General features: G+C 49.9%; 28 protein-coding genes, 1 pseudogene and 1 other annotated feature. Of the genes and pseudogenes, 14 read left to right on the forward strand and 15 right to left on the reverse strand.

Annotated elements, in window-relative coordinates; translation table 11 throughout:
* Positions 1-184 precede the first annotated feature (184 nt).
* Positions 185-601, forward strand: a pseudogene (locus KGP25_RS15325) (molybdopterin-guanine dinucleotide biosynthesis protein MobA); the annotation flags it as partial.
* A gap of 75 nt (positions 602-676) precedes the next feature.
* Here the strand turns inward: KGP25_RS15325 and KGP25_RS15330 are convergent.
* Positions 677-1,321, reverse strand: coding sequence for a hypothetical protein (locus KGP25_RS15330; RefSeq protein ID WP_001548723.1), 645 nt, complete (start codon positions 1,319-1,321; stop codon positions 677-679).
* A 792-nt stretch (positions 1,322-2,113) separates the two neighbouring features.
* Here KGP25_RS15330 and KGP25_RS15335 point away from each other — a divergent pair.
* On the forward strand, positions 2,114-2,407 hold the full coding sequence (locus tag KGP25_RS15335; protein ID WP_001515485.1) for a hypothetical protein: 294 nt from the start codon (positions 2,114-2,116) through the stop codon (positions 2,405-2,407).
* Positions 2,408-2,503: 96 nt separating this feature from the next.
* On the opposite strand, the gene KGP25_RS15340 is transcribed toward KGP25_RS15335, so the two are convergent.
* The 7 genes from KGP25_RS15340 to KGP25_RS15370 all read right to left on the reverse strand — a co-directional run bounded on the left by KGP25_RS15340 (position 2,504) and on the right by KGP25_RS15370 (position 5,707).
* Positions 2,504-2,899: a hypothetical protein gene (locus tag KGP25_RS15340; protein ID WP_001515484.1), complete on the reverse strand. Its 396-nt coding sequence runs from the start codon at positions 2,897-2,899 to the stop codon at positions 2,504-2,506.
* A gap of 112 nt (positions 2,900-3,011) precedes the next feature.
* Positions 3,012-3,305 (reverse strand): hypothetical protein, encoded by a 294-nt coding sequence (locus KGP25_RS15345; RefSeq protein ID WP_000034418.1) that lies wholly within the window; start codon positions 3,303-3,305, stop codon positions 3,012-3,014.
* A 90-nt stretch (positions 3,306-3,395) separates the two neighbouring features.
* Complete coding sequence (locus KGP25_RS15350) at positions 3,396-3,683, reverse strand: hypothetical protein (RefSeq protein ID WP_045910841.1); 288 nt, start codon at positions 3,681-3,683, stop codon at positions 3,396-3,398.
* A gap of 16 nt (positions 3,684-3,699) precedes the next feature.
* A complete protein-coding gene (locus KGP25_RS15355) occupies positions 3,700-4,086 on the reverse strand; it encodes a hypothetical protein (RefSeq protein ID WP_059443598.1) in 387 nt (128 codons plus the stop codon).
* Positions 4,087-4,100: 14 nt separating this feature from the next.
* Complete coding sequence (locus KGP25_RS15360; protein ID WP_059443597.1) at positions 4,101-4,412, reverse strand: hypothetical protein; 312 nt, start codon at positions 4,410-4,412, stop codon at positions 4,101-4,103.
* Between the two features lie 29 nt (positions 4,413-4,441).
* Complete coding sequence (locus KGP25_RS15365; protein ID WP_000250489.1) at positions 4,442-4,657, reverse strand: AlpA family transcriptional regulator; 216 nt, start codon at positions 4,655-4,657, stop codon at positions 4,442-4,444.
* 186 nt (positions 4,658-4,843) lie between these two features.
* On the reverse strand, positions 4,844-5,707 hold the full coding sequence (locus KGP25_RS15370) for a DUF6387 family protein (protein WP_061300977.1): 864 nt from the start codon (positions 5,705-5,707) through the stop codon (positions 4,844-4,846).
* A 306-nt stretch (positions 5,708-6,013) separates the two neighbouring features.
* Between KGP25_RS15370 and KGP25_RS15375 the strand changes: the two genes are divergently transcribed.
* Positions 6,014-6,166 carry a hypothetical protein gene (locus KGP25_RS15375; protein WP_164881495.1) on the forward strand — a complete coding sequence of 51 codons (153 nt, stop codon included), beginning with the start codon at positions 6,014-6,016 and terminating at the stop codon, positions 6,164-6,166.
* Positions 6,163-6,498 (forward strand): gamma-glutamylcyclotransferase family protein, encoded by a 336-nt coding sequence (locus KGP25_RS15380; protein WP_048029357.1) that lies wholly within the window; start codon positions 6,163-6,165, stop codon positions 6,496-6,498. The genes KGP25_RS15375 and KGP25_RS15380 overlap by 4 nt, the downstream gene beginning before the upstream one ends.
* A gap of 47 nt (positions 6,499-6,545) precedes the next feature.
* Here the strand turns inward: KGP25_RS15380 and KGP25_RS15385 are convergent, their stop codons facing one another.
* The 4 genes from KGP25_RS15385 to dacD form a co-directional block, all read right to left on the reverse strand.
* Positions 6,546-6,881, reverse strand: coding sequence for a DUF496 family protein (locus KGP25_RS15385; RefSeq protein WP_008499467.1), 336 nt, complete (start codon positions 6,879-6,881; stop codon positions 6,546-6,548).
* Positions 6,882-7,039: 158 nt separating this feature from the next.
* Positions 7,040-8,098 (reverse strand): FUSC family protein, encoded by a 1,059-nt coding sequence (locus KGP25_RS15390; RefSeq protein WP_223539233.1) that lies wholly within the window; start codon positions 8,096-8,098, stop codon positions 7,040-7,042.
* Positions 8,099-8,190: 92 nt separating this feature from the next.
* A complete protein-coding gene (gene sbmC, locus KGP25_RS15395) occupies positions 8,191-8,664 on the reverse strand; it encodes a DNA gyrase inhibitor SbmC (protein ID WP_045908596.1) in 474 nt (157 codons plus the stop codon).
* A 119-nt stretch (positions 8,665-8,783) separates the two neighbouring features.
* Positions 8,784-9,950 (reverse strand): serine-type D-Ala-D-Ala carboxypeptidase DacD, encoded by a 1,167-nt coding sequence (gene dacD, locus KGP25_RS15400; protein WP_032646438.1) that lies wholly within the window; start codon positions 9,948-9,950, stop codon positions 8,784-8,786.
* 207 nt (positions 9,951-10,157) lie between these two features.
* On the opposite strand from dacD, the gene sbcB reads away from it, so the two are divergent.
* Entirely contained in the window at positions 10,158-11,585 is a 1,428-nt protein-coding gene (sbcB, locus tag KGP25_RS15405; protein ID WP_223540572.1) for an exodeoxyribonuclease I, read from the forward strand.
* Between the two features lie 98 nt (positions 11,586-11,683).
* On the opposite strand, the gene plaP is transcribed toward sbcB, so the two are convergent.
* From plaP to KGP25_RS15425, 3 genes are all read right to left on the reverse strand, one after another.
* Positions 11,684-13,042, reverse strand: a complete 1,359-nt coding sequence (plaP, locus tag KGP25_RS15410; protein WP_008499462.1) for a putrescine/proton symporter PlaP — start codon at positions 13,040-13,042, stop codon at positions 11,684-11,686.
* A gap of 271 nt (positions 13,043-13,313) precedes the next feature.
* Positions 13,314-14,243, reverse strand: coding sequence for a LysR substrate-binding domain-containing protein (locus KGP25_RS15420; protein WP_223539234.1), 930 nt, complete (start codon positions 14,241-14,243; stop codon positions 13,314-13,316).
* Positions 14,244-14,284: 41 nt separating this feature from the next.
* Positions 14,285-15,109 carry an SDR family oxidoreductase gene (locus KGP25_RS15425; RefSeq protein WP_223539235.1) on the reverse strand — a complete coding sequence of 275 codons (825 nt, stop codon included), beginning with the start codon at positions 15,107-15,109 and terminating at the stop codon, positions 14,285-14,287.
* 175 nt (positions 15,110-15,284) lie between these two features.
* Here KGP25_RS15425 and hisL point away from each other — a divergent pair, with 175 nt between their 5' ends.
* The 9 genes from hisL (at position 15,285) to hisIE (ending at position 22,501) form a co-directional block, all read left to right on the forward strand.
* A complete protein-coding gene (gene hisL, locus KGP25_RS15430) occupies positions 15,285-15,335 on the forward strand; it encodes a his operon leader peptide (RefSeq protein ID WP_001364200.1) in 51 nt (16 codons plus the stop codon).
* Positions 15,311-15,434 (forward strand) — a sequence feature (His leader region). Its footprint overlaps the gene before it by 25 nt.
* Positions 15,435-15,479: 45 nt before the next feature.
* Positions 15,480-16,379, forward strand: coding sequence for an ATP phosphoribosyltransferase (gene hisG, locus KGP25_RS15435; RefSeq protein WP_000886595.1), 900 nt, complete (start codon positions 15,480-15,482; stop codon positions 16,377-16,379).
* Between the two features lie 5 nt (positions 16,380-16,384).
* Positions 16,385-17,689 carry a histidinol dehydrogenase gene (gene hisD / locus KGP25_RS15440; RefSeq protein ID WP_045908762.1) on the forward strand — a complete coding sequence of 435 codons (1,305 nt, stop codon included), beginning with the start codon at positions 16,385-16,387 and terminating at the stop codon, positions 17,687-17,689.
* Entirely contained in the window at positions 17,686-18,747 is a 1,062-nt protein-coding gene (hisC, locus tag KGP25_RS15445; RefSeq protein ID WP_021241431.1) for a histidinol-phosphate transaminase, read from the forward strand. The genes hisD and hisC overlap by 4 nt, the downstream gene beginning before the upstream one ends.
* The gene (hisB, locus tag KGP25_RS15450) at positions 18,744-19,811 is read left to right on the forward strand and encodes a bifunctional histidinol-phosphatase/imidazoleglycerol-phosphate dehydratase HisB (protein WP_111968055.1); all 1,068 of its coding nucleotides are present in this window, start codon (positions 18,744-18,746) and stop codon (positions 19,809-19,811) included. Before hisC ends, hisB begins: the two co-directional genes overlap by 4 nt.
* Positions 19,811-20,401 (forward strand): imidazole glycerol phosphate synthase subunit HisH, encoded by a 591-nt coding sequence (gene hisH / locus KGP25_RS15455; protein ID WP_045908601.1) that lies wholly within the window; start codon positions 19,811-19,813, stop codon positions 20,399-20,401. The genes hisB and hisH overlap by 1 nt, the downstream gene beginning before the upstream one ends.
* Complete coding sequence (hisA, locus tag KGP25_RS15460; RefSeq protein WP_223539236.1) at positions 20,401-21,138, forward strand: 1-(5-phosphoribosyl)-5-[(5-phosphoribosylamino)methylideneamino]imidazole-4-carboxamide isomerase; 738 nt, start codon at positions 20,401-20,403, stop codon at positions 21,136-21,138. Before hisH ends, hisA begins: the two co-directional genes overlap by 1 nt.
* Positions 21,120-21,896, forward strand: coding sequence for an imidazole glycerol phosphate synthase subunit HisF (gene hisF, locus KGP25_RS15465; protein WP_048029350.1), 777 nt, complete (start codon positions 21,120-21,122; stop codon positions 21,894-21,896). The genes hisA and hisF overlap by 19 nt, the downstream gene beginning before the upstream one ends.
* The gene (hisIE, locus tag KGP25_RS15470) at positions 21,890-22,501 is read left to right on the forward strand and encodes a bifunctional phosphoribosyl-AMP cyclohydrolase/phosphoribosyl-ATP diphosphatase HisIE (RefSeq protein ID WP_223539237.1); all 612 of its coding nucleotides are present in this window, start codon (positions 21,890-21,892) and stop codon (positions 22,499-22,501) included. The genes hisF and hisIE overlap by 7 nt, the downstream gene beginning before the upstream one ends.
* Positions 22,502-22,530 lie beyond the last annotated feature (29 nt).

The raw sequence follows: 22,530 nt of genomic DNA on the forward strand, positions 1-22,530 counted from the left end.
AGAGGTTTTCTGTTTCTAAGAAATGCAACTTGAGATGGGAATACTCTTTTTGTAAGTCTTGTGGAAGAATCGATGCAGATTATCTTTATAGCTACGATAAAACACAGTTTATTGAACGAGGTTATTCAGCAAGGCTAAATTATAGAGATATGACAAGGAAAATAGATAATTAAATTAAAACCGCGCCCCTGACCATGAAAGAAAGGATAAGACTACTCCACGTCAGGATAATATTTTCAAACGTTTCACAACTCTTGTCATAGATTTCTTCAAAGAAAAATTTGTATGGGCTAGATCAAGCAGAGTTAAGCATGATCCTGTCAGTACAGAACATGATAAACGTATTACTGAAAACTTTGTCTTTGATGAAGTATTAGGTCATCATGTTTCTCGTGCTGAATATGAGAAACAAGCTAAGTTTAACAGTGATACTTACAAACCAACACCTGATGAGATTCGACGTTTCCCAAGCCGTCCTAAGCACGAACGAGTCAATGCAGATAATAACATGGATTTTATACCGACTGTTTCAACAATAAATGATAAAAATCATACTCCTCGTTTAAGGCCACCTACACGCCGTGGCCTAGATAAACTATAGAATAACTTATATTGCTGTTATGCAATTAGTAACACAATTTTGTTTATTCATATTAATAAGATCGCATCTGCATAATCATTTAATAGCCTCTATATATTTTATGAAATCATTTTCCCATCCTTTTATTCTGATTGTTTTAGGGTGAGGCGCTCTAATCGTATGTTCTGGGAGGTCTGGATGGTATAATCTTACGAAATGTTTTTCTGGCAATCCATTTATGTTTTCAAACATTAAATCTTCATATAAAGACGTTAGTCGATAATCATATTTATGATTTGTGAAGAAAACACATATATCAGGAGTAAGAATATTAATTTCCTCCTTTAATATATAATCAAACGATGATATATCTCTAGCTAGCTCGGTATAATCTGGTGATCCGCAATCAACATCAAACCGATTCAGATTTGACCATGCAATTGCATATGGTTCAATACCAAGCGCTCGCTCTACTTTCCTTATGATATTCCAGAATGGACTGCTATAATATGATACGCCAAAATCGAACTCCTCATATGTTTCAAGCTGTTCATTAATATCGGGAGAGTTGCACCATCCATAGGTTTCCTGTCCTATAACCATCAATTTATTATGCTGATGAAAATAATTTTTTAGCTTTAAAAGGAGGGGGCCATGTAAGTTATTATCTGAATGTTTTTCACGGTAATTATTTAATGCGTTAATGTTGTTGACATATAGCATATTAAGTCTTTTATTCATATTCTTTCCATTTTTAACTAATATCATAATAACATAAATAGTTATTATGATAATATTCGATTTGTAGACAGTCAACCTCTTTTTATAATAGGGTTATTATTTTTTATTTCATCATGGTTACAATAATCACATTCATTTATACTGCTAAAATAATATGAGCATGTATTTTTAAAACATTCTTCCTGAAAATTCCATCTACTACTTACACACGGCTATGCCCTAATACTGAATCAATTATTTCGTTTTAGCGTATAACTTAAATGGTAAATTTAAATTATCTAGTTTCGTTATAGATCATTTCCTTATGATAATTGATAATGATCACATCTTGAAATATAGCATGTTATTTACAACCTATGATATTTGATCTTAAACGTATAATAAAACTATATTTTCAGCAGCAGCGCTTAGTGATTATTCCAAACAATTACTAAGCTTAGATATAAATGCAAGAGAGGAAACTAATGCAATAAAAAGTAAAACTGCCTCCTAAAGCATCTATGATTAGTTGTTCTCATCTTCACTAACTGAATAATGAAGAAAAAAATGCTCTCAGGCCAGTTATAGCTAAAAAACAAGTACCGACTTCCGGGAGTTAAAGTCCCGAATCCCGGTACTTAAGTTGATAGCTATTTTTCAAATAAACATGTAAATCATTCTTATATAATCCAGCATTGAAAGCTTCAAAATACCATTGAACGTTATTTTGAAAGAACATTTAAATTTGACACTTTGAACCAATCCCTTAAAATAAAATATATACACAATCCACTAAAAATAAGAGGAGTCAACATGACAGACCATATAAAAAAAGAACCGGAAGATGAAACAATTATTGATAGTGCTAAAATTTACGATGCGCTTAGAAAAAATTATTTTGATAGATGCTTCCTTTCTTCTTACTTAGATGAAAAAATAGATGATAACTTACATCCTTTCAGTGACGAAGCATATAATAAAATGAAGTTCTTGCATGATGAAAAAGATAATCTTAATTTTAAAAACAAAATGAAAGAGATTAAAAGGAATTTATCTATATCACAAAAAAAAGAAATCGAAAAAATAATGAAAAACAAAATAAAATAATTTTTTAAATATCCAGCCATGAAAAACACTTTCTCCGATGAGATAAAGATCATGACTACTTCCTTTACCTGAATATATAGAAGCCTACATTGACTTCTATATCCCATTAAACCTATTAAATATTTTTAACTTCCAATATTCAGAACCTTCCTCTTTCTCTCGGAGATTGGCCTCAAGATTCTTCATGATTAGCGCTTTTACTCCTTGGTTATGTGCTGCCATTACTTTGTTATAGAGTTCTTTTTCATCTATATCTTCCCGTTTTTCTTTTCCTGTTCCATTCACTTTTTTGTAGTAATTGAAATCATCGAATAGATTGTTTATTTGTATTTTAAGTGCCTGTCCCACACACTTTTCATTTTCAATGATCATTACCGCTTCATTATGAAATCCATATGCTATTTCGTATATGAAATCGCAATATAATGATAAGACCGTGCAAATGGCAAAAGACATTGATTCATTTTTTTCGTATAATACCACATCATTCATATCATATTCCTCTTGTAATCGATGTACAGCCCCATTACGGGGCCACATAATCTAAATCAGTGAGTAGATAACAACTCTGCCCATGATTTCTTAATCTATTTTTATTTTGATATTATTTACAAAACTCCCATGAATGCCGGACCAGACGTTCCGCTACCTCTTCAAAGTTTACTTCTTCAAGCTTTCCTTCCAGACATTCACATTGGATAATGATGTAAAAATTTTTACTGATATGCTCAATAACATTGCCGATGAAAACACACATAAAATCCGCATCATATACCAAGTATGAGACATTATCAGAGGCCATATCCTGCATAACCTTCCAACTAGCCTCAAACGAACGCTCTGCAATATTATAAAACGTTTCTGTAGATACACTTTTAATTTCAAAAATTTTACTCATGGTTACGCCTCACTATTAAATGATATTTGTTTGCTTTTTTATTTTTTTGCCTCATGAATGAGGCTAAAAATGATTTATTAAATAACCTTTTTATCTTCGTTTGTGATTAACACGTAATGTTATCAACACCACCTCCTTATCAACCATTTTTACTGAATGCCCTTGTTCAAAGTACTCCCATCTGACTACCTTTTTAAAAGATGCGCTTGCATTTTTGATACAATCCTTATAAATACTATCCATGAATGCATCATCCTCCATTAACATCTCTGCTTCATCGGGTCGGACTTCCTTAAGCGTATTTATTTTCATTTCATAAAACAAACCTGCCATATGCATAAATACTTTTTGAGATTCTTTTATCAGTTTTTCACTCATGTCTCTACCTTTTGATTTATATTACAGACTGTTTATTTGCGCTGATTTCTATTCTTTTGTAATAAAGAACATAATCATCACCATTAAAGCATTTAATCAAAAACTCATGATAACTACTTAGTATAGTTTTAACCTCTGGAACTGATATGTATTTAATCTTTATCTCTTCAGCACTTTCAAACCATTCCTGTAGCGTGAGATTAATAATATCCATTATGAATATCTCCCTGTAAAATCCATCCTTCATTTTTTTCAGAAATGCATCATCCTTTAGATTAAAGTATAAGTAATGTATTAACTCGTTATAGGTGTTTACAACATCAGTAGCAAAGTTTGCTGTCTCAGCATTACTTGCGGATATTTTAACGGGTATTTCATTCCAGCCTAAACATTTTTCGTTCATATTGCCCTCTCTCATTAATAGTTAGTACGATACGCAGAGTAAATAACTCTCAGATTCCTTCTCACCTCATCCAAGAACAGATGATATTCTTTCCCTTTATTATCTTTCATTGATTCAGCAAACTCTTGTTTTGTTCGTTCGATCACTTTTCCAATCACTTCTTCAATATAAAGCCGGTCTTTAAAATGACGCTCATAATCATTTCCCATACAATCAATCATGACCTGAAGATGTTTTCTAAAGTTATTTATTGCCATTTCCATAAATACTTCTGTCTCATCATTCGTAACAGTCACCACACAAGGCAGTACGTTTTTACTTTTCATCTTAACCTCTCATTATTTAATAAACTTTTTTAGATATGATTGCGAGAATCAGAAATGATTTTGTAAATCCATTCATCAATCTCACTTTCAATAAATGCTATAGAGCGCAATCCGGTTTTTACTTGCTTAGGAAATTTACCCGCTCTTATTAAGGTATATATCCACGTTTTACCAAACCCTGTTCTTCTTTTTACTTCTGGTAAACGAATCAGTTTCGGATGTTTATCTGTTTTGTTTTGAACCATATTATCTCCTGTTTTTTTTACGTAATATCTTGGATATTTCGTTTTTTAGTATGTTGTTCGATGGAGATAATTCTAGGATTTTGGCTAGTTCTAAACTAGGGATGTTCACCAACCGTGAGTTTCGCGGAAATTTTTGGAGGGATACGCTTTTTAGGGATGTTCGCAGATTGTGAACATCCCTTGTGTTTACTTTTTGTTTTTATCCGAGGATTTATCGTTAAGTGTTATCACATCAACGATACCCCAATCCTTCAACATATTATTTTTAATGTAAAAATCATTTAAAACCTTGAAGTACTCATCGTTATCAAGATAATTTTTCGCGTAATCATAATCAGTATCTTTGATGTTCTCACTACTTCTGACCCCATTATTACCATGCAGGATGTCAGCTAAAATGGTGAAAGGTATGTTCTTACCTTCGTTGTAGAGCTGTTCCCATGAGATCAAATCCATCAAAGGGATGACTTTGTAATCAAGTATTCTTTCAAAGGTCTTATGACCAAACCTAAATTTTCGTTTCGGGGGTTTAGGCGTTTTCAGGTGCTTTTGCCATAGAGCAATCAGTACTTTCAGATGTTCTGCGAGATCGTCACTGCTGGCTTCTTCCAAGTCAATTTCAATCAGCATCTTGTTAGCAGGGTTCATGCCTCCTTGTGTCAGATACTCAGAGATGTAGTCGGAACTCACTGCAACAGGGTCTGTTTGCTCTGAAGTCTCCAGCCGATACATAGCCCGCCCATAGTTGAACAATTGAACTCTGGTCATTGGTCTTACAGCATAGCTATGCGACAGTCTGTGATTGTCTGAAATCCAGTCTGATTTAAGTATCACATCACCACATCGGATTGTGGCATCATGGTATATCGCTTGCATTTGATTATCTTTGCCTGCTGTTTCCCATTGTTGTCTTGTTTTGTAAGCCAACATCCGTCTTTCAAGCTCTGCATAGATTTGTTCTAAGGTGAGGTCTTTCAGGCCATCATATCGGCGTACATCAAACCAAGATAACGCTGCCCTGATTTCTTCCATTTCCTTTTGTGTAGTCATTGTTCTACCGATTGCTTTTGTGTTTCCTAAACGTTAGCCCATTCAACATGATAGAGAAAGTGGAAAAGAGGAGCGGGTTTTCAAAATGGTGTGAGCACAGTAAGTGACCTTGGAGGTCAGTGCTTTCACCTTGACTAAACATGATTTATTTAATAAAAAATAACCAATTGTTTTTCATCATTTATTTTAACAAAAATAACGACAACATCATATTGATAATGAAAGCAAATTTAGATACGTATAGTCAGATGGTTATGACAACAACCAATTGTTTTTAATTGACATTTTTACCACAAGAAAACAATAATGATGGTAAATATGTTGGTAAAAATATGGCTATATTTAACAAAGGCAGTAATAACAGGAGATGTAGATGAAGTTCGAGTCCAGTCAGAGGAGCCAAATTTAAAAAGCCTGCTTTTAAAGCAGGCTTTTTGCTTTGCGGATGAGGGAAAATGAACGCTCTGTTTGTCTACGGCACGCTGCGCCCGGGCCACTCAAATGCGCATATTCTTGAAAACATTGGCGGTGAATGGCTGGCCGGTTTCGTCTCCGGTACGTTTTACGAACGCGGCTGGGGCGCTGCGGCGGACTTCCCGGGGATCGTGCTCCACCCCGATGGCCCCCGCGTCGAAGGCTATCTGTTTATCTCTGATCGCCTTGCCACACACTGGTCAATGCTGGATGAGTTTGAAGACGGCTACGATCGGGTTGAGGTTACGGTGACCACCTCTGAAGGCGAGCAGGTTCAAGCCTGGATTTACCAGCTACAGCCGCGTTCTGAACCATAAAAAAAGGCTCTCTGTCACCAGAGAGCCTTTTTCACTATTCGCTGCGATTACTCGCTTTTTGCTTCGCCGTTTTTGATTTCGCCCATCACTTTCAGCTTTTTAGAGATGTCACGACGCTCTTTGGACAGCTCAGCATTTTTAATGATGTAGTCATCAACACGGTCTTCATAGTCGCTCTTCATGCTGGCGATGATGCCCTGAATAGCTTCAACGCTCATGCCTGGCTTGATGTAGTCGCTCAGGTTGTCGAGCAGCAGAACACGTTTCTGGTTGTCACGGATCTTCTTCTCAACGTCCTGGATTTCACGCTGCAGTTTGTTTTTGCGGCGGAACAGGCGGACGAATTCCAGAACATCCTGGAACGAAGGCTTGGTAGTTTCCATTTTTACACCCCTGATAATGTGAGATTCGGATTCGTTAAAGCAACCGTTGTAACAATAACCTTACTGACAGCGGCCGCGAATGACAATGAGTATATCGTTTAAAGCTATCATAACCCCAATTGCTGCTGAATCGAAGCAGCAGGCGTCACATACGCCTTTTATTTGCGCAGCGCCCGGCAAATCAGGTGCGATAACAGCTCAAGCTGCCGCGCCAGTTCCATGCTCAGCCAGACGTAGCCATGAATAGGCGTTTCCGCCACGTTATCGCTCTGGCGCTCATTGATTAACTGCTTCATTTCCGCAACGATCTCATTCAGACGCTCGCTGTTGGCCAGGATCGGCTGCGGGTTACCTTCGTAGAGCGCATGGGCGATGGTCAACAGCGTTTGCTGCGTCATCTGCTGGGTCTCTTTGAGAGTCTGCGCGTTAAGCATCAACAGATGGCTGGGTCGCGTGGCCCAGTGTGCGTTGATTTGCAGTTCAAGCATGCAGACCAGATTGCGGCTCACCGTCTGAATAGCTTCGAAAATTGATTTCTGAATATGGGTTTCTTTTCTGGCTGGCGTGATCAAGCCGCGCATTTTGACCACGTCGTTAAGGATGGTTTGCAGGTGCTTTTCCAGGCGCGGGCGCTCAACCAGATTCGGGGAAAAACCGGCCTGATAGACGCGGTTAAACGCGGTGACGTAGCTGGCCATCTGAATACGCCAGTGCAGAAAAGCGCGCTGCGGCCAGATACCGGTGAAGAGCATCGCCAGCAGTGAACCCAGGATGACATCCCCGCTTCGCCAAAGCGCCGTGGTCATATCCCCGGCGGGTGCACCGACCACCACCGCGAGAGTAATACCGATCAGCAGCGCCTGATAAGGCTTTTTACCCAACGCCAGCCAGCCGCACAGGAACATGGCGGCACCGCACCATGCCAGCATGACCGGGAACGAGATCAGCTCCAGCTTCAGGGCAATAAGCCCCAAGGCCGAACCTAACACGGTCCCGCCAATACGCTCCAGAGCGCGCGGGACAACATTGCCCCAAAACGAGATGGGCCCCATCACCACCACCAGCGTGATCAGCGGCCACGTTCCTTCCGGAACCTCCAGCAAACGCACCAGGACAAACGTCAACACGAACGCCAGCGCGATGCGACACCCGTGCACCACGCGGTAGTGTTTGTACAACCGAATTTCAAAAGGGGTTAATGATTTGTCGGGACGCACACCCGCTCTCCAGCTACACGGCAAAGCACAATTGTACTGTGTTTTCAGCCGGGTGGATCGCTCCCGGCTGAAAAACCCTTCATTTAGCAGGCTTAAACCGTTTTGTGCTCGACGGCGATATACATTTCGATATCCCAGTAGCCGTCCGCATTGCCGTCATTGAGATAGCGCTCGAAGCAGGGTTTGAGCGCCATCTGGTACTTATTGTCCTGCAGCAGGGAATTGAAGAACTGATACCACGGCGTGGCGAAGTCGTAGTTTTCCACGCGCGCCGTCGCCACGGCATAATCCCCGGCCGCGATTTCCGTCATCATGACGCCTTCGCTGTTTTCCGGGATGACAAAATCATCCGGTACCGTCACGGCCGTATCACAGCGCAGTTTTTCTGCCGGGACTTCATCCGGGTTATCGTAATAGACCGCCACCCACTCCAGCGGCTCAATGTGACGCCCGTCGACCCACATGACCAGCTGTTCAAAGCCCTGTTTTACCGTGTGTTCCCACGGGCCGACCAAATGAAAACCGGCAATCTTACGTTTCTGTTGCTGCGTAATGCTGTAGTCCATGCTGCCTCCGTTTATCACTGTATATTTATACACTATAAAACTGGATTATCATTATCAGCAAACGAGGAGTGTTTATTATGTGAGCAGACTCGCAACCCTGCCAGTCTGCTCAGCAGCAGTTAAAGCGTGTGATGCAGATAATCGCTCAGACGAGAGAACAGGCCGCCTTTATCAACGGCTTCCAGCGTGACCAGCGGCCAGTGGGCTACCACCTTGTCGCGGTCATAGAGCTGAATCTCCCCAACCCGCTGATGCGCAGCAATCGGCGCTTCCAGCTCTTTTTTATCCAGAACGTACTTGGCTTTGATGTTGGGAACCTCCGCTTTCGGCAAGGCCAGCCAGAAGTCCTGATCGGTGCCCAGTTTCACCTGCTCCTTATCGCCGTACCAGATACGCTCTGTCCCCACTTTTTTACCGCTATGCAGGATCTGCACCGTATCGAAATTCTGCTGCCCCCAGTGCAGCAGTTTCCGGGCCTGGTCTTCGCGCCCTTTCGGACTATCCGCCCCCATCACCACCGCGATTAACCGGCGCTGGCCGTCTACGGCAGACGCAATCAGGTTAAAACCGGCCCCTGAGGTATGCCCCGTTTTCAACCCGTCCACGTTCATGGTCTTATCCCACAACAGGCCGTTACGGTTTTGCTGGGTTATTCCGTTCCAGGTCAGGCTTTTTTCGCTGTACATATGATAAAACTCAGGCTCGCCGTGGATGATGGCCCGGGAGAGAACGGCCAGGTCATACGCCGAGCTGTGCTGGCCCGGCGCGTCCAGCCCATGGACGGTTTCAAAATGCGTATCGCGCAGGTTCAGCTTCTGCACGTAGTCGTTCATCATCTTCACAAACTGCGGCTGCCCGCCCGCCACGTGATCGGCCAGCGCCACGCAGGCGTCGTTGCCGGAATCGACAATCAGGCCGCGGCTCAGATCGCGCACGGAGACGCGATCGCCCTCTTTCAGGAACATCAGCGATGAACCGTCAAACACCGGGTTCCCTTTTGCCCAGGCATCACGTCCTACGGTGACGATGTCATCCGGGGTAATGCGGTGGCTATCAATGGCCCGATCCACTACATAGCCCGTCATCAGCTTGGTCAGGCTCGCCGGATTACGTTGTTGATGTTCGTTGCCCGCCGTTAAAATCTGACCAGTCGTGTAATCCATCAGCACCCAGGAGCCAGCCTGAATGGCCGGAGGCTGCGGCGAAAAATCCAGTGGTTCGGCCGCAAAAGCAGATGAGACACTCGAAGCGAGTAAAGAAACAGCAATAAACAGACGGCGTTTCAACGGTATATCCTCAGGTCATTAAAAATCGATGACCTTTTTACGGGAGTTCTGATGTCGTTACCTGGCTTAATTGCAAAAAAATGTGACAGAACGCAGATTTTTCTCTGAAGCTGGCGCGCAAATTTGCGACGCGGCGGTGCTTTTTATTCGGTCTGACCCGCACGATCGTTTACCATAGTGACGTCATTTTTTAACAGGATGGTATTACTGGTGTCTGACTCTGCCGCTCGCCCGACTTTTTTGTTCCACGATTACGAAACCTTTGGCACGCACCCGGCGCTGGACCGACCGGCGCAGTTTGCCGCCATCCGTACCGACGACGAATTCAACATCATTGGCGAGCCCGAGGTCTTTTACTGCAAGCCTGCGGATGACTATCTGCCGCAGCCCGGCGCGGTCATGGTCACCGGGATCACCCCTCAGGAAGCGCGGGGAAAAGGCGTTAACGAGGCAGAATTCGCCCGACGCATCCACGACTTGTTTACCGTCCCCAATACCTGCGTGGTCGGTTACAACAACATCCGCTTCGATGACGAAGTGACGCGCAACATCTTCTATCGTAACTTCTACGATCCCTATGCCTGGAGCTGGCAGAACCGCAATTCGCGCTGGGATTTGCTCGACATCATGCGCGCCTGCTACGCCCTGCGTCCTGAGGGCATTCACTGGCCGGAAAATGAGGAAGGGCTGACCAGCTTCCGGCTGGAACACCTGACGCGCGCCAACGGCATTGAGCACAGCAATGCCCACGACGCGATGGCGGACGTCTATGCCACCATTGCCATGGCGAAGCTGGTGAAAAGCGCGCAGCCACGACTGTTCGAGTATCTGCTCAGCCATCGCAGCAAGCAGAAGCTTATGACCCTTATCGACGTACCGCAGATGAAACCCCTGGTGCATATTTCCGGCATGTTTGGCGCATGGCGCGGCAATACCAGCTGGGTCGCGCCGCTGGCGTGGCATCCGGACAACCGTAATGCGGTCATCATGGTGGACCTGGCGGGCGATATTTCGCCGCTGCTGGAGCTCGACAGCGATACCCTGCGTGAACGGCTGTACACGCCGAAGAATGAACTCGGCGATCTGCCTGCGGTGCCGGTCAAACTGGTGCATATCAATAAATGTCCGGTCCTGGCGCAGGCGAATACGCTGCGCCCGGAAGATGCGGACAGACTCGGCATTAACCGCCAGCACTGCCTCGATAATCTCAAAGTGCTGCGTGAAAATCCGCAGGTGCGCGAGAAAGTCGTGGCCATTTTTGCCGAAGCCGAGCCGTTCGTGCCGTCTGAAAACGTGGACGCCCAGCTCTATAACGGTTTCTTCAGTGATGCCGATCGCGCGGCCATGAATATCGTTCTGCAAACCGAGCCGCGCAACTTACCTGCGCTGGATATCACCTTCGCTGATAGCCGTATCGAAAAGCTGATGTTTAATTACCGCGCGCGTAATTACCCGGGAACCCTGGATGAAGCAGAGCAGGAACGCTGGCTGCAGCACCGTCGTAACGTGTTTACGCCAGAGTATCTGCACAGCTACGCCCAGGAGCTGGAAATGCTTTATGGCCAGTATGAAGGGAATGCTGAGAAACAGGCGCTGCTGAAATCCCTGTACCAGTACGCGCAAGAGATAGTTTGATCGATGGGTATAAAAAAGCCGGAGGCGATGTCTCCGGCTTTTTTTGCCCGCTTGGGTTTTGTAGGTCGGGTAAGGCGTAGCCGCCACCCGACACAGTCTTACGCGACGTCTTCGTACTGAGGAACCGGGTTACGGAAGCTCTTCGTGACGCAGGCCAGATAAACCAGACCGATACCCGCCCAAATAAGGCCAAGCACCATCGAGCTCTCTTCCAGGTTAACCCACAGCGCGCCCACGGTCAGGGCACCACACATCGGCAGGAACAGATACTGGAAGTGATCTTTCAGCGTCTTGTTACGCTTTTCACGGATCCAGAACTGAGAGATAACCGACAGGTTAACAAAGGTGAACGCCACCAGCGCACCGAAGTTAATCAGCGCCGTTGCCATCACCAGGTCAAAGTTAATCGCCAGAAGCGCGATCGCACCGACCAGGATAATGTTCATCGCCGGGGTACGCCAGGTTGGATGCACGTAGCCGAAGAAGCTTTTCGGGAATACGCCATCGCGGCCCATTACGTACATCAGACGCGCAACGCCTGCATGCGCGGCCATACCGGACGCCAGTACGGTGATGGTGGAGAAGATCAGCGCGCCGACCTGGAACGCTTTACCCGCCACATACAGCATGATTTCCGGCTGAGACGCATCCGGATCCTTGAAGCGAGAGATATCCGGGAAATACAGCTGCAGGAAATAGGTTGAGAAAATAAAGATCAGACCGCCAATCAGCGCCGTCAGGAAGATGGCACGCGGGATCACGCGCTCTGCATCTTTCGTTTCTTCAGACAGGTTGCTGATCCCGTCAAAACCGGTAAAGGAGAAGCACAGAATGGTTGCCCCGGTAATCATCGGGATCACATGCGCATCACCAGACCAGAACGGTTTGCTGCTCGCCAGGGTGCCCGCGCCTTCGCCGTGGAATACGCCGTAAATAACCATGCCAAGAATAACCGCAATCAGCACAACCTGAAGCACAACGATAACAGAGTTAAAATTGGCAACGGACTTGATGCTGCGCAGGTTAAAGGCCGTCATAAAGGCCACCAGCGCCACGACGAACATCCACGAGGGAATCGATGGCACCAGCGCTTCAAAATAGATTTTTGCCAGCAGAATGTTGATCATCGGCGCGAACAGATAGTCGAGCAGCGAAGACCAGCCCACCATAAAGCCAACCGTCGGGCTGATGGATTTCTGGGCATAGGTGTAGGCGGAACCCGCAGACGGATAGCGACGCACCAGCTTACCGTAGCTCAGCGCGGTAAAGAGGATCGCAATCAGCGCGAAGCCGTAAGCCGTCGGCACATGACCGTCGGTGAGGCCCGATACGATACCGAATGTATCGAACAGCGTCATCGGTTGCATATAGGCCAGGCCCATCATAACAACCGGAATCAACGTAAGCGTTTTACGTAATTCCACGCGAGAGGTGTTTGGAGTTGCGTTATGCGACATAGTTAATCTCCTTTACGGTGATAACCGCCACGTAAGCGAAAAATTGCCCCATTTCTTTCTTCCTCAGCGACAACAACTGTCGGATTTTAGTAAATATCTATCCGGTACGAAGCCCGGCCTCTTGGTTTTTAGTTTCGTTTCGTACATGCAAAAAAAAATAACCGACGCCTTTTATATCGTCGATTATTCATTTGGTTGCAGCGGCCGCATTTTGCCCCACATCGGATACAAAAGGCAATACTTTGCAACGCAGCGGGTAATTTTCTTTTTTCTAACTGGCTGATTTCTCGGCACTGCCCTGAGCATATACAGCAGCGATAGCACTATTTGCTAAAATTTCGTACCGCCACCAGGCGCTGGCGAGCCCGGCGGTTTGCTCATTCCAGCCCACCCATACCGATTCATGGCTGTTTTGAGCAAGTACCTGTTTTTCAACAAGCGCACCGCTGTCAATGTACCGCTGTGCCAGATAGCGGGGTAAATAGCCGCAGCCCAGACCGCTGATTTGCAGCTCCAGCTTGGTTTTAAAGTCGAAAACGGTGATGGCCTCCTGCTCGTCGAGCAGCTGCGAGGAAACCGCACATTCCGGGCGAGAGCTGTCCCCGACCACGATGGCGCGGTAGCCTTTAATCACGCGGCGGTTAAGCGGCTCAGCTTCCTGAGCCAGCGGATGATGGGGCGCCACGGCGAACACCTGCTCCAGCACGCCCAGACGCGCAAAGCCAAACTCACTCAACTGGGGAGGCTCGTGAAGTGCACCGACAAAAATATCCGCCCTGCCCTGGGTTAGGGCATCCCAGGAGCCCCCCAGCACGCCGTTGATAAAGATCAGCCGCGTCACGCTGTGGTGTTGATAGAAGGCCTCAATCAGCGGCGTCAGGAGAGAAAACGGGAAAGTGTCATCCACGCCAATCACCAGCTCGTTTTCCCATCCCTGGTGAAGTTTGACGGCCTGTTTTTCGAGTTCACGAACGGTATGGAGGACTTCACGGCCTTTTTCCAGCAGCATCTGTCCGGTGCGGGTAAAACGGGCGCGATGCCCGGAGCGATCGAGGATCTGGATATTGAGGTCGCTTTCCAGTTTTTGGACGGTATAGCTCAGGGCCGAAGGGGTTTTGTAGAGCTTTGCCGACGCAGCGGCAAAGCTCCCCTCTTTTTCCAGTGCATCCAGAATAATAAGAACATCCAGCAGCGGTTTCATGCTCGCCCCCTTTCGGTGTGCGACGGTCTCCGCTGCGGGATTTATTCCATGGGCATCACCAGCGGATCGGGATACTGATACTCAAACCCCAGCTCATGACAAATGCGATTGCCATCAACAATTTTGCCTTTACTGCCATCCTTTGCCTCACCAAAGACCGGCGGAGCCAGGCCCAGCTGACGTGCCATCAGCGGGTAAAACGTGCTGCGCGCCGGATGAGACGGTGCACATATATTATAGATGTGTCCGCCTTTCGGAGCCTGTAAGAGTAGCTCAATCGCGCCAACCACATCATCAAGATGCACAAGATTGACAACATGTTGGCCATCTGGCGCCGACTTCCCGGCAAAAAAGCGTCCCGGATGACGACCGGGGCCTACCAGCCCCGCCAGACGTACGATATCAACCTGAGTGCCGGGAAGATGATGCAGCCAGTCTTCCAGCTCTTTCAGAACCTGACCGCTCGCCGTAACGGGACGGCGCTCGGAAGTCTCTTTTACCACGCCCTCAACCTCACCATACACCGACGTCGAGCTGGTAAAAATAATGCGCGGAACATGATGTGCCAGCGCGCTGTCGACAATCTCCTGCATCGCCTGCAGGTAAAATGATTCGCCCGGGCCGCTGCGCCGCGCGGGTAGCGTAATTACCAGCGCATCGACGTTCATCAGGGTGTCCAGATCGTCCGCATCACACACCAGTTCCGGCTCCAGACGCAGTTCAACGCCATCAATACCGCACATGCGCGCTGCTTCGACCCCATCTCGGGTGGTCTTGCTCCCGGTCACCTGCCAGCCTTTCGCGACTAATGACATCGCCAGCGGCATTCCCAGCCATCCTAAACCGACAATCGCGACCTTTTTCATGCGAATTCTCCTGACTCTTACTCGTCTTTCATAAGGCTACGCCAGCCCGGCAGAACACACAATTCATAGCATCAATATGAAATGAATTAATGATCAAAAAAAGCCCTTGCAATATGTCGTACAACTGGTTTAGGTTAAAAGACATCAAATGAATAAGCATTCATCGAGAATTTATATGACACGCGTTCAATTTAAACACCACCATCATCACCATCATCCTGACTAGTCTTTCAGGCGATGTGTGCTGGAAGACGTTTGGATCTTCCAGTGGTGCATGAACGCATGAAAAAGCCCCCGGAAGATCTTCTTCCGGGGGCTTTTTTTTGGACCGATTTCAGACAGGTTAAAACAGGTTAACGAGGAATAAAGAATGTTAGATAACTCACGTTTACGCATAGCTATTCAAAAATCAGGCCGTTTAAGTGACGATTCACGCGAACTGCTGGCCCGCTGCGGGATTAAAATTAACCTGCACACCCAGCGCCTGATTGCTCTGGCTGAAAACATGCCCATCGACATTCTGCGCGTGCGTGATGACGATATTCCCGGCCTGGTCATGGATGGCGTCGTTGACCTCGGCATCATCGGCGAAAACGTACTGGAAGAAGAGCTGCTGACCCGCCGCGCGCAGGGCGAAGACCCGCGTTACTTCACCCTGCGTCGTCTGGACTTCGGCGGCTGCCGCCTGTCGCTGGCAACGCCGGTTGATGAAGCGTGGGACGGCCCGGCCGCGCTGAACGGCAAACGTATCGCCACCTCCTACCCTCACCTGTTAAAGCGCTATCTGGATCAGAAAGGCGTGCAGTTTAAATCCTGTCTGCTGAACGGTTCTGTTGAAGTGGCGCCGCGTGCGGGTCTCGCGGACGCCATCTGTGACCTGGTCTCTACCGGCGCGACGCTGGAAGCGAACGGTCTGCGCGAAGTGGAGGTGATCTACCGCTCCAAAGCGTGCCTGATTCAGCGTGACGGCGAGATGGCCGACGCTAAGCAGCAACTGATCGACAAACTGCTGACCCGTATTCAGGGCGTCATTCAGGCGCGTGAATCCAAATACATCATGATGCACGCCCCAACCGAGCGTCTGGATGAAGTCATTGCCCTGCTGCCGGGCGCCGAGCGCCCAACCATCCTGCCGCTGGCGGGCGATCAGCAGCGCGTGGCGATGCACATGGTGAGCAGCGAAACCCTGTTCTGGGAAACCATGGAAAAACTGAAGGCGCTGGGCGCAAGCTCCATCCTGGTGCTGCCGATTGAGAAGATGATGGAGTAATGGCCATGAGCTTTAACACAATCATCGACTGGAATACCTGTAGCGACGCACAGCAGCGCGAGCTACTGATGCGCCCGGCGATTTCCGCCTCTGAAAGCATCTCGCGCACCGTGGCGGAGATCCTGGATAACGTCAAAGCCCGCGGCGATGACGCGCTGCGTGAATACAGTGCAAAGTTTGATAAGACGGAAGTCGGCGCATTACAGGTTACCGAGCAGGAAATGACTGATGCCAGCAATCGTCTGGGTGATGACATCAAACAGGCGATGGCCGTTGCGGTGAAAAACATTGATACTTTCCACACCGCGCAAAAGCTGCAGACCGTAGATGTGGAAACCCTGCCCGGCGTGCGTTGCCAGCAGGTGACCCGCCCGGTTGCCTCCGTCGGCCTCTATATTCCTGGCGGCTCTGCCCCGCTTTTCTCCACCGTACTGATGCTGGCGACACCCGCGCGCATTGCCGGGTGTCAGAAAGTGGTGCTGTGCTCGCCGCCACCGATAGCCGACGAGATCCTGTATGCGGCGAAGCTGTGCGGCGTGCAGGCGGTCTATAAAGTGGGCGGCGCGCAGGCGATATCCGCCCTGGCGTTCGGCACGGAATCCATTCCCAAGGTCGACAAAATCTTTGGCCCGGGCAATGCGTATGTGACCGAGGCTAAGCGTCAGGTCAGCCAGCGTCTGGACGGCGCGGCCATCGATATGCCTGCCGGCCCGTCTGAAGTGCTGGTGATTGCCGACAGCGGCGCCACGCCAGATTTCGTCGCGTCCGACCTGCTTTCCCAGGCGGAACATGGCCCGGACTCGCAGGTTATCCTGCTGACGCCGGATGCCGATATGGCGAAACGCGTGGGCGAAGCCGTGGAGCGTCAGCTTGCCGACCTGCCCCGCGCCGACACGGCACGCCAGGCGTTAGCGGCCAGCCGCCTGATTGTGGCGCGCGATCTTGAGCAGTGCATTGCTATTTCTAACCAGTACGGCCCGGAGCACCTGATTATTCAGACCCGCAACGCGCGCGATCTGGTCGACAGCATTACCAGCGCGGGCTCGGTGTTCCTCGGCGACTGGTCCCCGGAGTCCGCAGGCGATTACGCCTCCGGCACCAACCACGTGCTGCCAACGTATGGCTATACCTCAACCTGTTCCAGCCTGGGACTGGCGGATTTCCAGAAACGCATGACCGTGCAGGAACTCTCCCGCGAAGGGTTTGCCTCACTGGCGTCCACCATTGAAACTCTGGCCGCCGCCGAGCGCCTGACCGCCCACAAAAATGCCGTTACGCTGCGCGTTGCAGCCCTGAAGGAGCAAGCATGAACATTGAAGAATTAGCCCGCGAAAATGTCCGTCGCCTGACGCCCTATCAGTCTGCGCGTCGTCTGGGCGGTAAAGGGGATGTCTGGCTGAACGCCAACGAATATCCAACGGCGGTGCAGTTTGAGCTGTCGCAGCAAACGCTGAACCGTTATCCGGAGTGTCAGCCGAAGGCGGTAATCGAAAACTACGCCCAGTACGCGGGCGTGAAGCCAGAGCAGGTGCTGGTCAGCCGCGGCGCGGATGAGGGCATTGAGCTGCTGATCCGCGCGTTCTGCGAGCCGGGCAAAGACGCCGTCATGTACTGCCAGCCGACCTACGGCATGTACAGCGTCAGCGCGGAAACCTTTGGGGTGGCGTGCCGCAACGTGCTCTCCCTGGAGAACTGGCAGCTGGATCTGCAGGGCATTGCCGACAATCTTGACGGCGTAAAAGTCGTCTTTGTCTGTAGCCCGAACAACCCGACCGGGCAGATTATTAACCCACAGGATATCCGAACCCTGCTGGAGATGACGCGCGGAAAAGCCCTGGTGGTGGCCGACGAAGCCTACATCGAGTTCTGCCCGCAGGCGACGCTGGCAGGCTGGCTGGAAGAGTATCCGCACCTGGTGGTGCTGCGTACGCTGTCGAAGGCTTTCGCCCTCGCGGGTCTGCGCTGCGGATTCACCCTGGCAAATAAAGAGGTCATCGACCTGCTGCTGAAGGTGATCGCTCCGTACCCCCTCTCGACGCCGGTTGCCGATATTGCGGCACAGGCGCTGACGCCTCAGGGGATTAACGCGATGCGCGAGCGCGTGGCGCAAATCCTGGAGGAACGTCAGTACCTGGTGACCGCCCTGAAGGATATCCCGTGCGTGGAGCAGGTATTCGACTCGGAAACCAACTACATCCTGGTGCGCTTTACCGCCTCCAGCGCCGTATTTAAATCTTTGTGGGATCAGGGCATTATCTTACGAGACCAAAATAAACAACCTTCTCTGAGCGGATGCCTGCGCATTACCGTCGGCACCCGCGCAGAGAGCCAGCGCGTCATTGACGCCCTGAAAGCGGAGAAAGTATGACCCAGAAGATCCTTTTCATCGATCGTGACGGCACCCTTATTTCGGAGCCACCAGCTGATTTTCAGGTCGATCGATTCGACAAGCTGGCGTTTGAACCTGACGTGATCCCGGTGCTGCTCAAGCTGCAAAAAGCCGGATACAAGCTGGTGATGATCACCAACCAGGACGGTCTGGGTACCGACAGCTTCCCGCAGGCAGACTTTGACGGCCCGCATAATTTAATGATGCAGGTGCTGACCTCTCAGGGCGTGGTGTTTGATGAAGTGCTGATTTGTCCGCACATGCCAGCCGATGAGTGTGACTGCCGTAAGCCAAAGGTGAAGCTGGTCGAGCGCTATCTGGCAGAGGATGTGCTGGATAAGGCCAACAGCTATGTCATCGGCGATCGCATCACTGATATTACGCTCGCGGAAAACATGGGCATCGCGGGGCTTCGCTACGACCGTAACAACCTTAACTGGGCGATGATTGGCGAACAGCTGACAAAACGTGACCGCTACTCGCACGTTGAACGTAACACCAAAGAGACGCAGATTGATGTGAAGGTCTGGCTGGACCGCGAAGGCGGCAGCAAGATCCACACCGGCGTGGGTTTCTTCGACCACATGCTGGACCAGATTGCCACCCACGGCGGTTTCCGCATGGAGATCACGGTAAAAGGCGATCTTTATATTGACGATCACCACACCGTGGAAGATACCGGCCTGGCGCTGGGTGAAGCCCTCAAGCTGGCGCTCGGTGATAAACGCGGCATCAACCGTTTTGGCTTTGTCCTGCCGATGGACGAGTGTCTGGCGCGCTGTGCGATGGATATCTCCGGACGTCCGCACCTGGAATATAAAGCAGACTTCAATTACCAGCGCGTGGGCGATCTGAGCACCGAAATGGTGGAGCACTTCTTCCGTTCATTGTCCTACACCATGGGCCTGACGCTGCACCTGAAGACCAAAGGCAAGAACGACCACCACCGCGTAGAGAGTCTCTTCAAGGCCTTCGGCCGCACGCTGCGCCAGGCAATCCGCGTGGAAGGTGACGCCCTGCCCTCATCAAAAGGAGTCCTGTAATGAACGTGGTGATTCTGGATACCGGATGCGCCAACCTGAACTCCGTAAAGTCGGCGATTGCGCGCCACGGCTACGAGCCGGTGGTCAGCCGTGACCCGGACGTGGTGCTGCGTGCCGATAAGTTATTCCTGCCGGGCGTGGGCACTGCGCAGGCGGCGATGGATCAGATCCACGCGCGCGAGCTGGTCGATCTGATCAAGGCTTGTACCCAGCCGGTGCTGGGGATTTGCCTGGGCATGCAGATTCTTGGCCGCCGCAGCGAGGAGAATAACGGCGTTGACCTGCTGGGCATTATCGACGAAGACGTGCCGAAGATGACCGACCACGGTCTGCCTCTGCCGCATATGGGCTGGAACCGCGTGTACGCCAAAGCGGGCGACAGGCTTTTTCGCGGCATTGAAGACGGCGCGTATTTTTACTTCGTACACAGCTACGCCATGCCGGTGAACGCGAATACGATCGCCCAGTGCACTTACGGCGAGGCGTTTACCGCAGCCGTGCAGAAAGACAATTTCTTCGGCGTACAGTTTCACCCGGAGCGCTCTGGCGCCGCGGGCGCGCAGCTGCTGAAAAACTTCCTGGAGATGTGATGATTATTCCCGCGTTAGATTTAATTGACGGCACGGTTGTCCGTCTTCATCAGGGCGATTACGGGCAGCAGCGAGACTACGGAAACGATCCGCTGCCACGTCTGCAGGATTATGCCGCCCAGGGGGCTCAGGTGCTGCATCTGGTCGATTTAACGGGTGCGAAAGACCCGGCAAAACGCCAGATTTCTCTGCTGAAAAATCTGGTTGCCGGTGTTGATGTGCCGGTACAGGTGGGCGGCGGCGTACGTACAGAAGATGACGTTGCGGCACTGCTGGACGCGGGCGTAGCGCGCGTGGTGGTCGGTTCAACCGGGGTGAAAGAGCCTGAGATCGTAAAAGGCTGGTTCCGCCGCTTTGGCGCCGACGCGCTGGTACTGGCGCTGGACGTGCGCATTGATGAACAAGGTAATAAGCAGGTGGCGGTCAGCGGCTGGCAGGAAAACTCCGGCGTGACGCTGGAGGCGCTGGTCGAGATGTATCTCCCCGTTGGCCTGAAGCACGTGCTGTGCACGGATATCTCCCGTGACGGCACGCTGGCGGGCTCCAACGTCTCGCTGTATGAAGAGATCTGCGCGCGTTATCCGCAGGTGGCGTTCCAGTCTTCGGGCGGAATTGGTGATTTAAACGATATTGCCGCGCTGCGCGGAACGGGCGTACAGGGCGTGATTGTGGGCCGAGCCCTGCTGGAAGGTAAATTTACGGTGACGGAGGCGATTCAATGCTGGCAAAACGGATAATCCCTTGCCTGGACGTACGTGATGGCCAGGTCGTGAAAGGCGTGCAGTTCCGCAACCACGAGATCATTGGCGACATCGTCCCGCTGGCAAAACGCTATGCCGATGAAGGCGCAGACGAGCTGGTGTTCTACGATATTACCGCCTCCAGCGATGGACGCGTGGTGGACAAAAGCTGGGTGGCGCGCGTGGCGGAAGTGATCGATATTCCGTTCTGCGTGGCGGGCGGGATTAAATCCGCTGACGATGCGGCCCAAATTCTCTCGTTTGGTGCCGACAAGATTTCCATCAACTCCCCTGCCCTGGCCGACCCGGAGTTGATTACTCGCCTCGCCGATCGTTTTGGCGTGCAGTGTATTGTGGTTGGGATCGACACCTGGTATGACGCCGCAACGGGCAAGTACCACGTCAATCAATATACGGGTGACGAAAGCCGCACGCGCGTAACGCAGTGGGAAACGCTCGACTGGGTGCAGGAAGTGCAGAAGCGTGGCGCGGGCGAGATTGTCCTCAACATGATGAACCAGGATGGCGTGCGTAACGGGTATGACCTTGAGCAGCTGAAAAAAGTCCGTGCAGTCTGCCACGTTCCGCTGATTGCCTCCGGCGGCGCGGGCACCATGGAACATTTCCTCGAAGCCTTCCGCGATGCTAACGTGGACGGCGCGCTGGCCGCTTCCGTGTTCCACAAACAGATTATTAATATTGGTGAGTTAAAAACGTACCTGGCCGACCAGGGCGTGGAGATCAGGGTATGTTAACAGAGCAACAACAGGCGCAGTTGGACTGGGAAAAAACGGATGGATTACTGCCGGTGGTTGTCCAGCATGCCATCTCAGGCGAGGTGCTGATGCTGGGCTATATGAACCAGGACGCGCTGGCGAAAACGATCGAAAGCGGCAAAGTGACGTTTTACTCCCGCACGAAACAGCGCCTGTGGACCAAAGGGGAAACCTCGGGGCATTTCCTGAACGTGGTCAGCATAACACCTGACTGCGATAACGATACCCTGCTGGTGCTGGCAAACCCAATCGGCCCGACCTGCCATAAGGGCACCAGCAGCTGCTTCGGCGAGGCGAGTCATCAGTGGCTGTTCCTGTATCAACTGGAGCAACTGCTGGCAGAACGAAAAACGGCAGATCCTGAGAGTTCTTATACCGCGAAGCTGTACGCCAGCGGAACCAAGCGTATTGCGCAGAAGGTGGGTGAAGAAGGCGTTGAGACTGCGCTGGCCGCGACCGTGCATGACCGCGAGGAGCTGACGAATGAAGCCTCTGATTTGATCTATCACCTGCTGGTGCTCCTGCAGGATCAGGCGCTGGATTTGACGGCGGTGATTGAGAATTTACGTAAAAGACATAAATAAACATCCTACCGGGGGAGCGCTCGCTCCCC

It is taken from the genome of Enterobacter sp. JBIWA003, from assembly GCF_019968825.1.
In the GTDB taxonomy this organism is placed as follows: Bacteria; Pseudomonadota; Gammaproteobacteria; order Enterobacterales; family Enterobacteriaceae; genus Enterobacter; species Enterobacter quasiroggenkampii.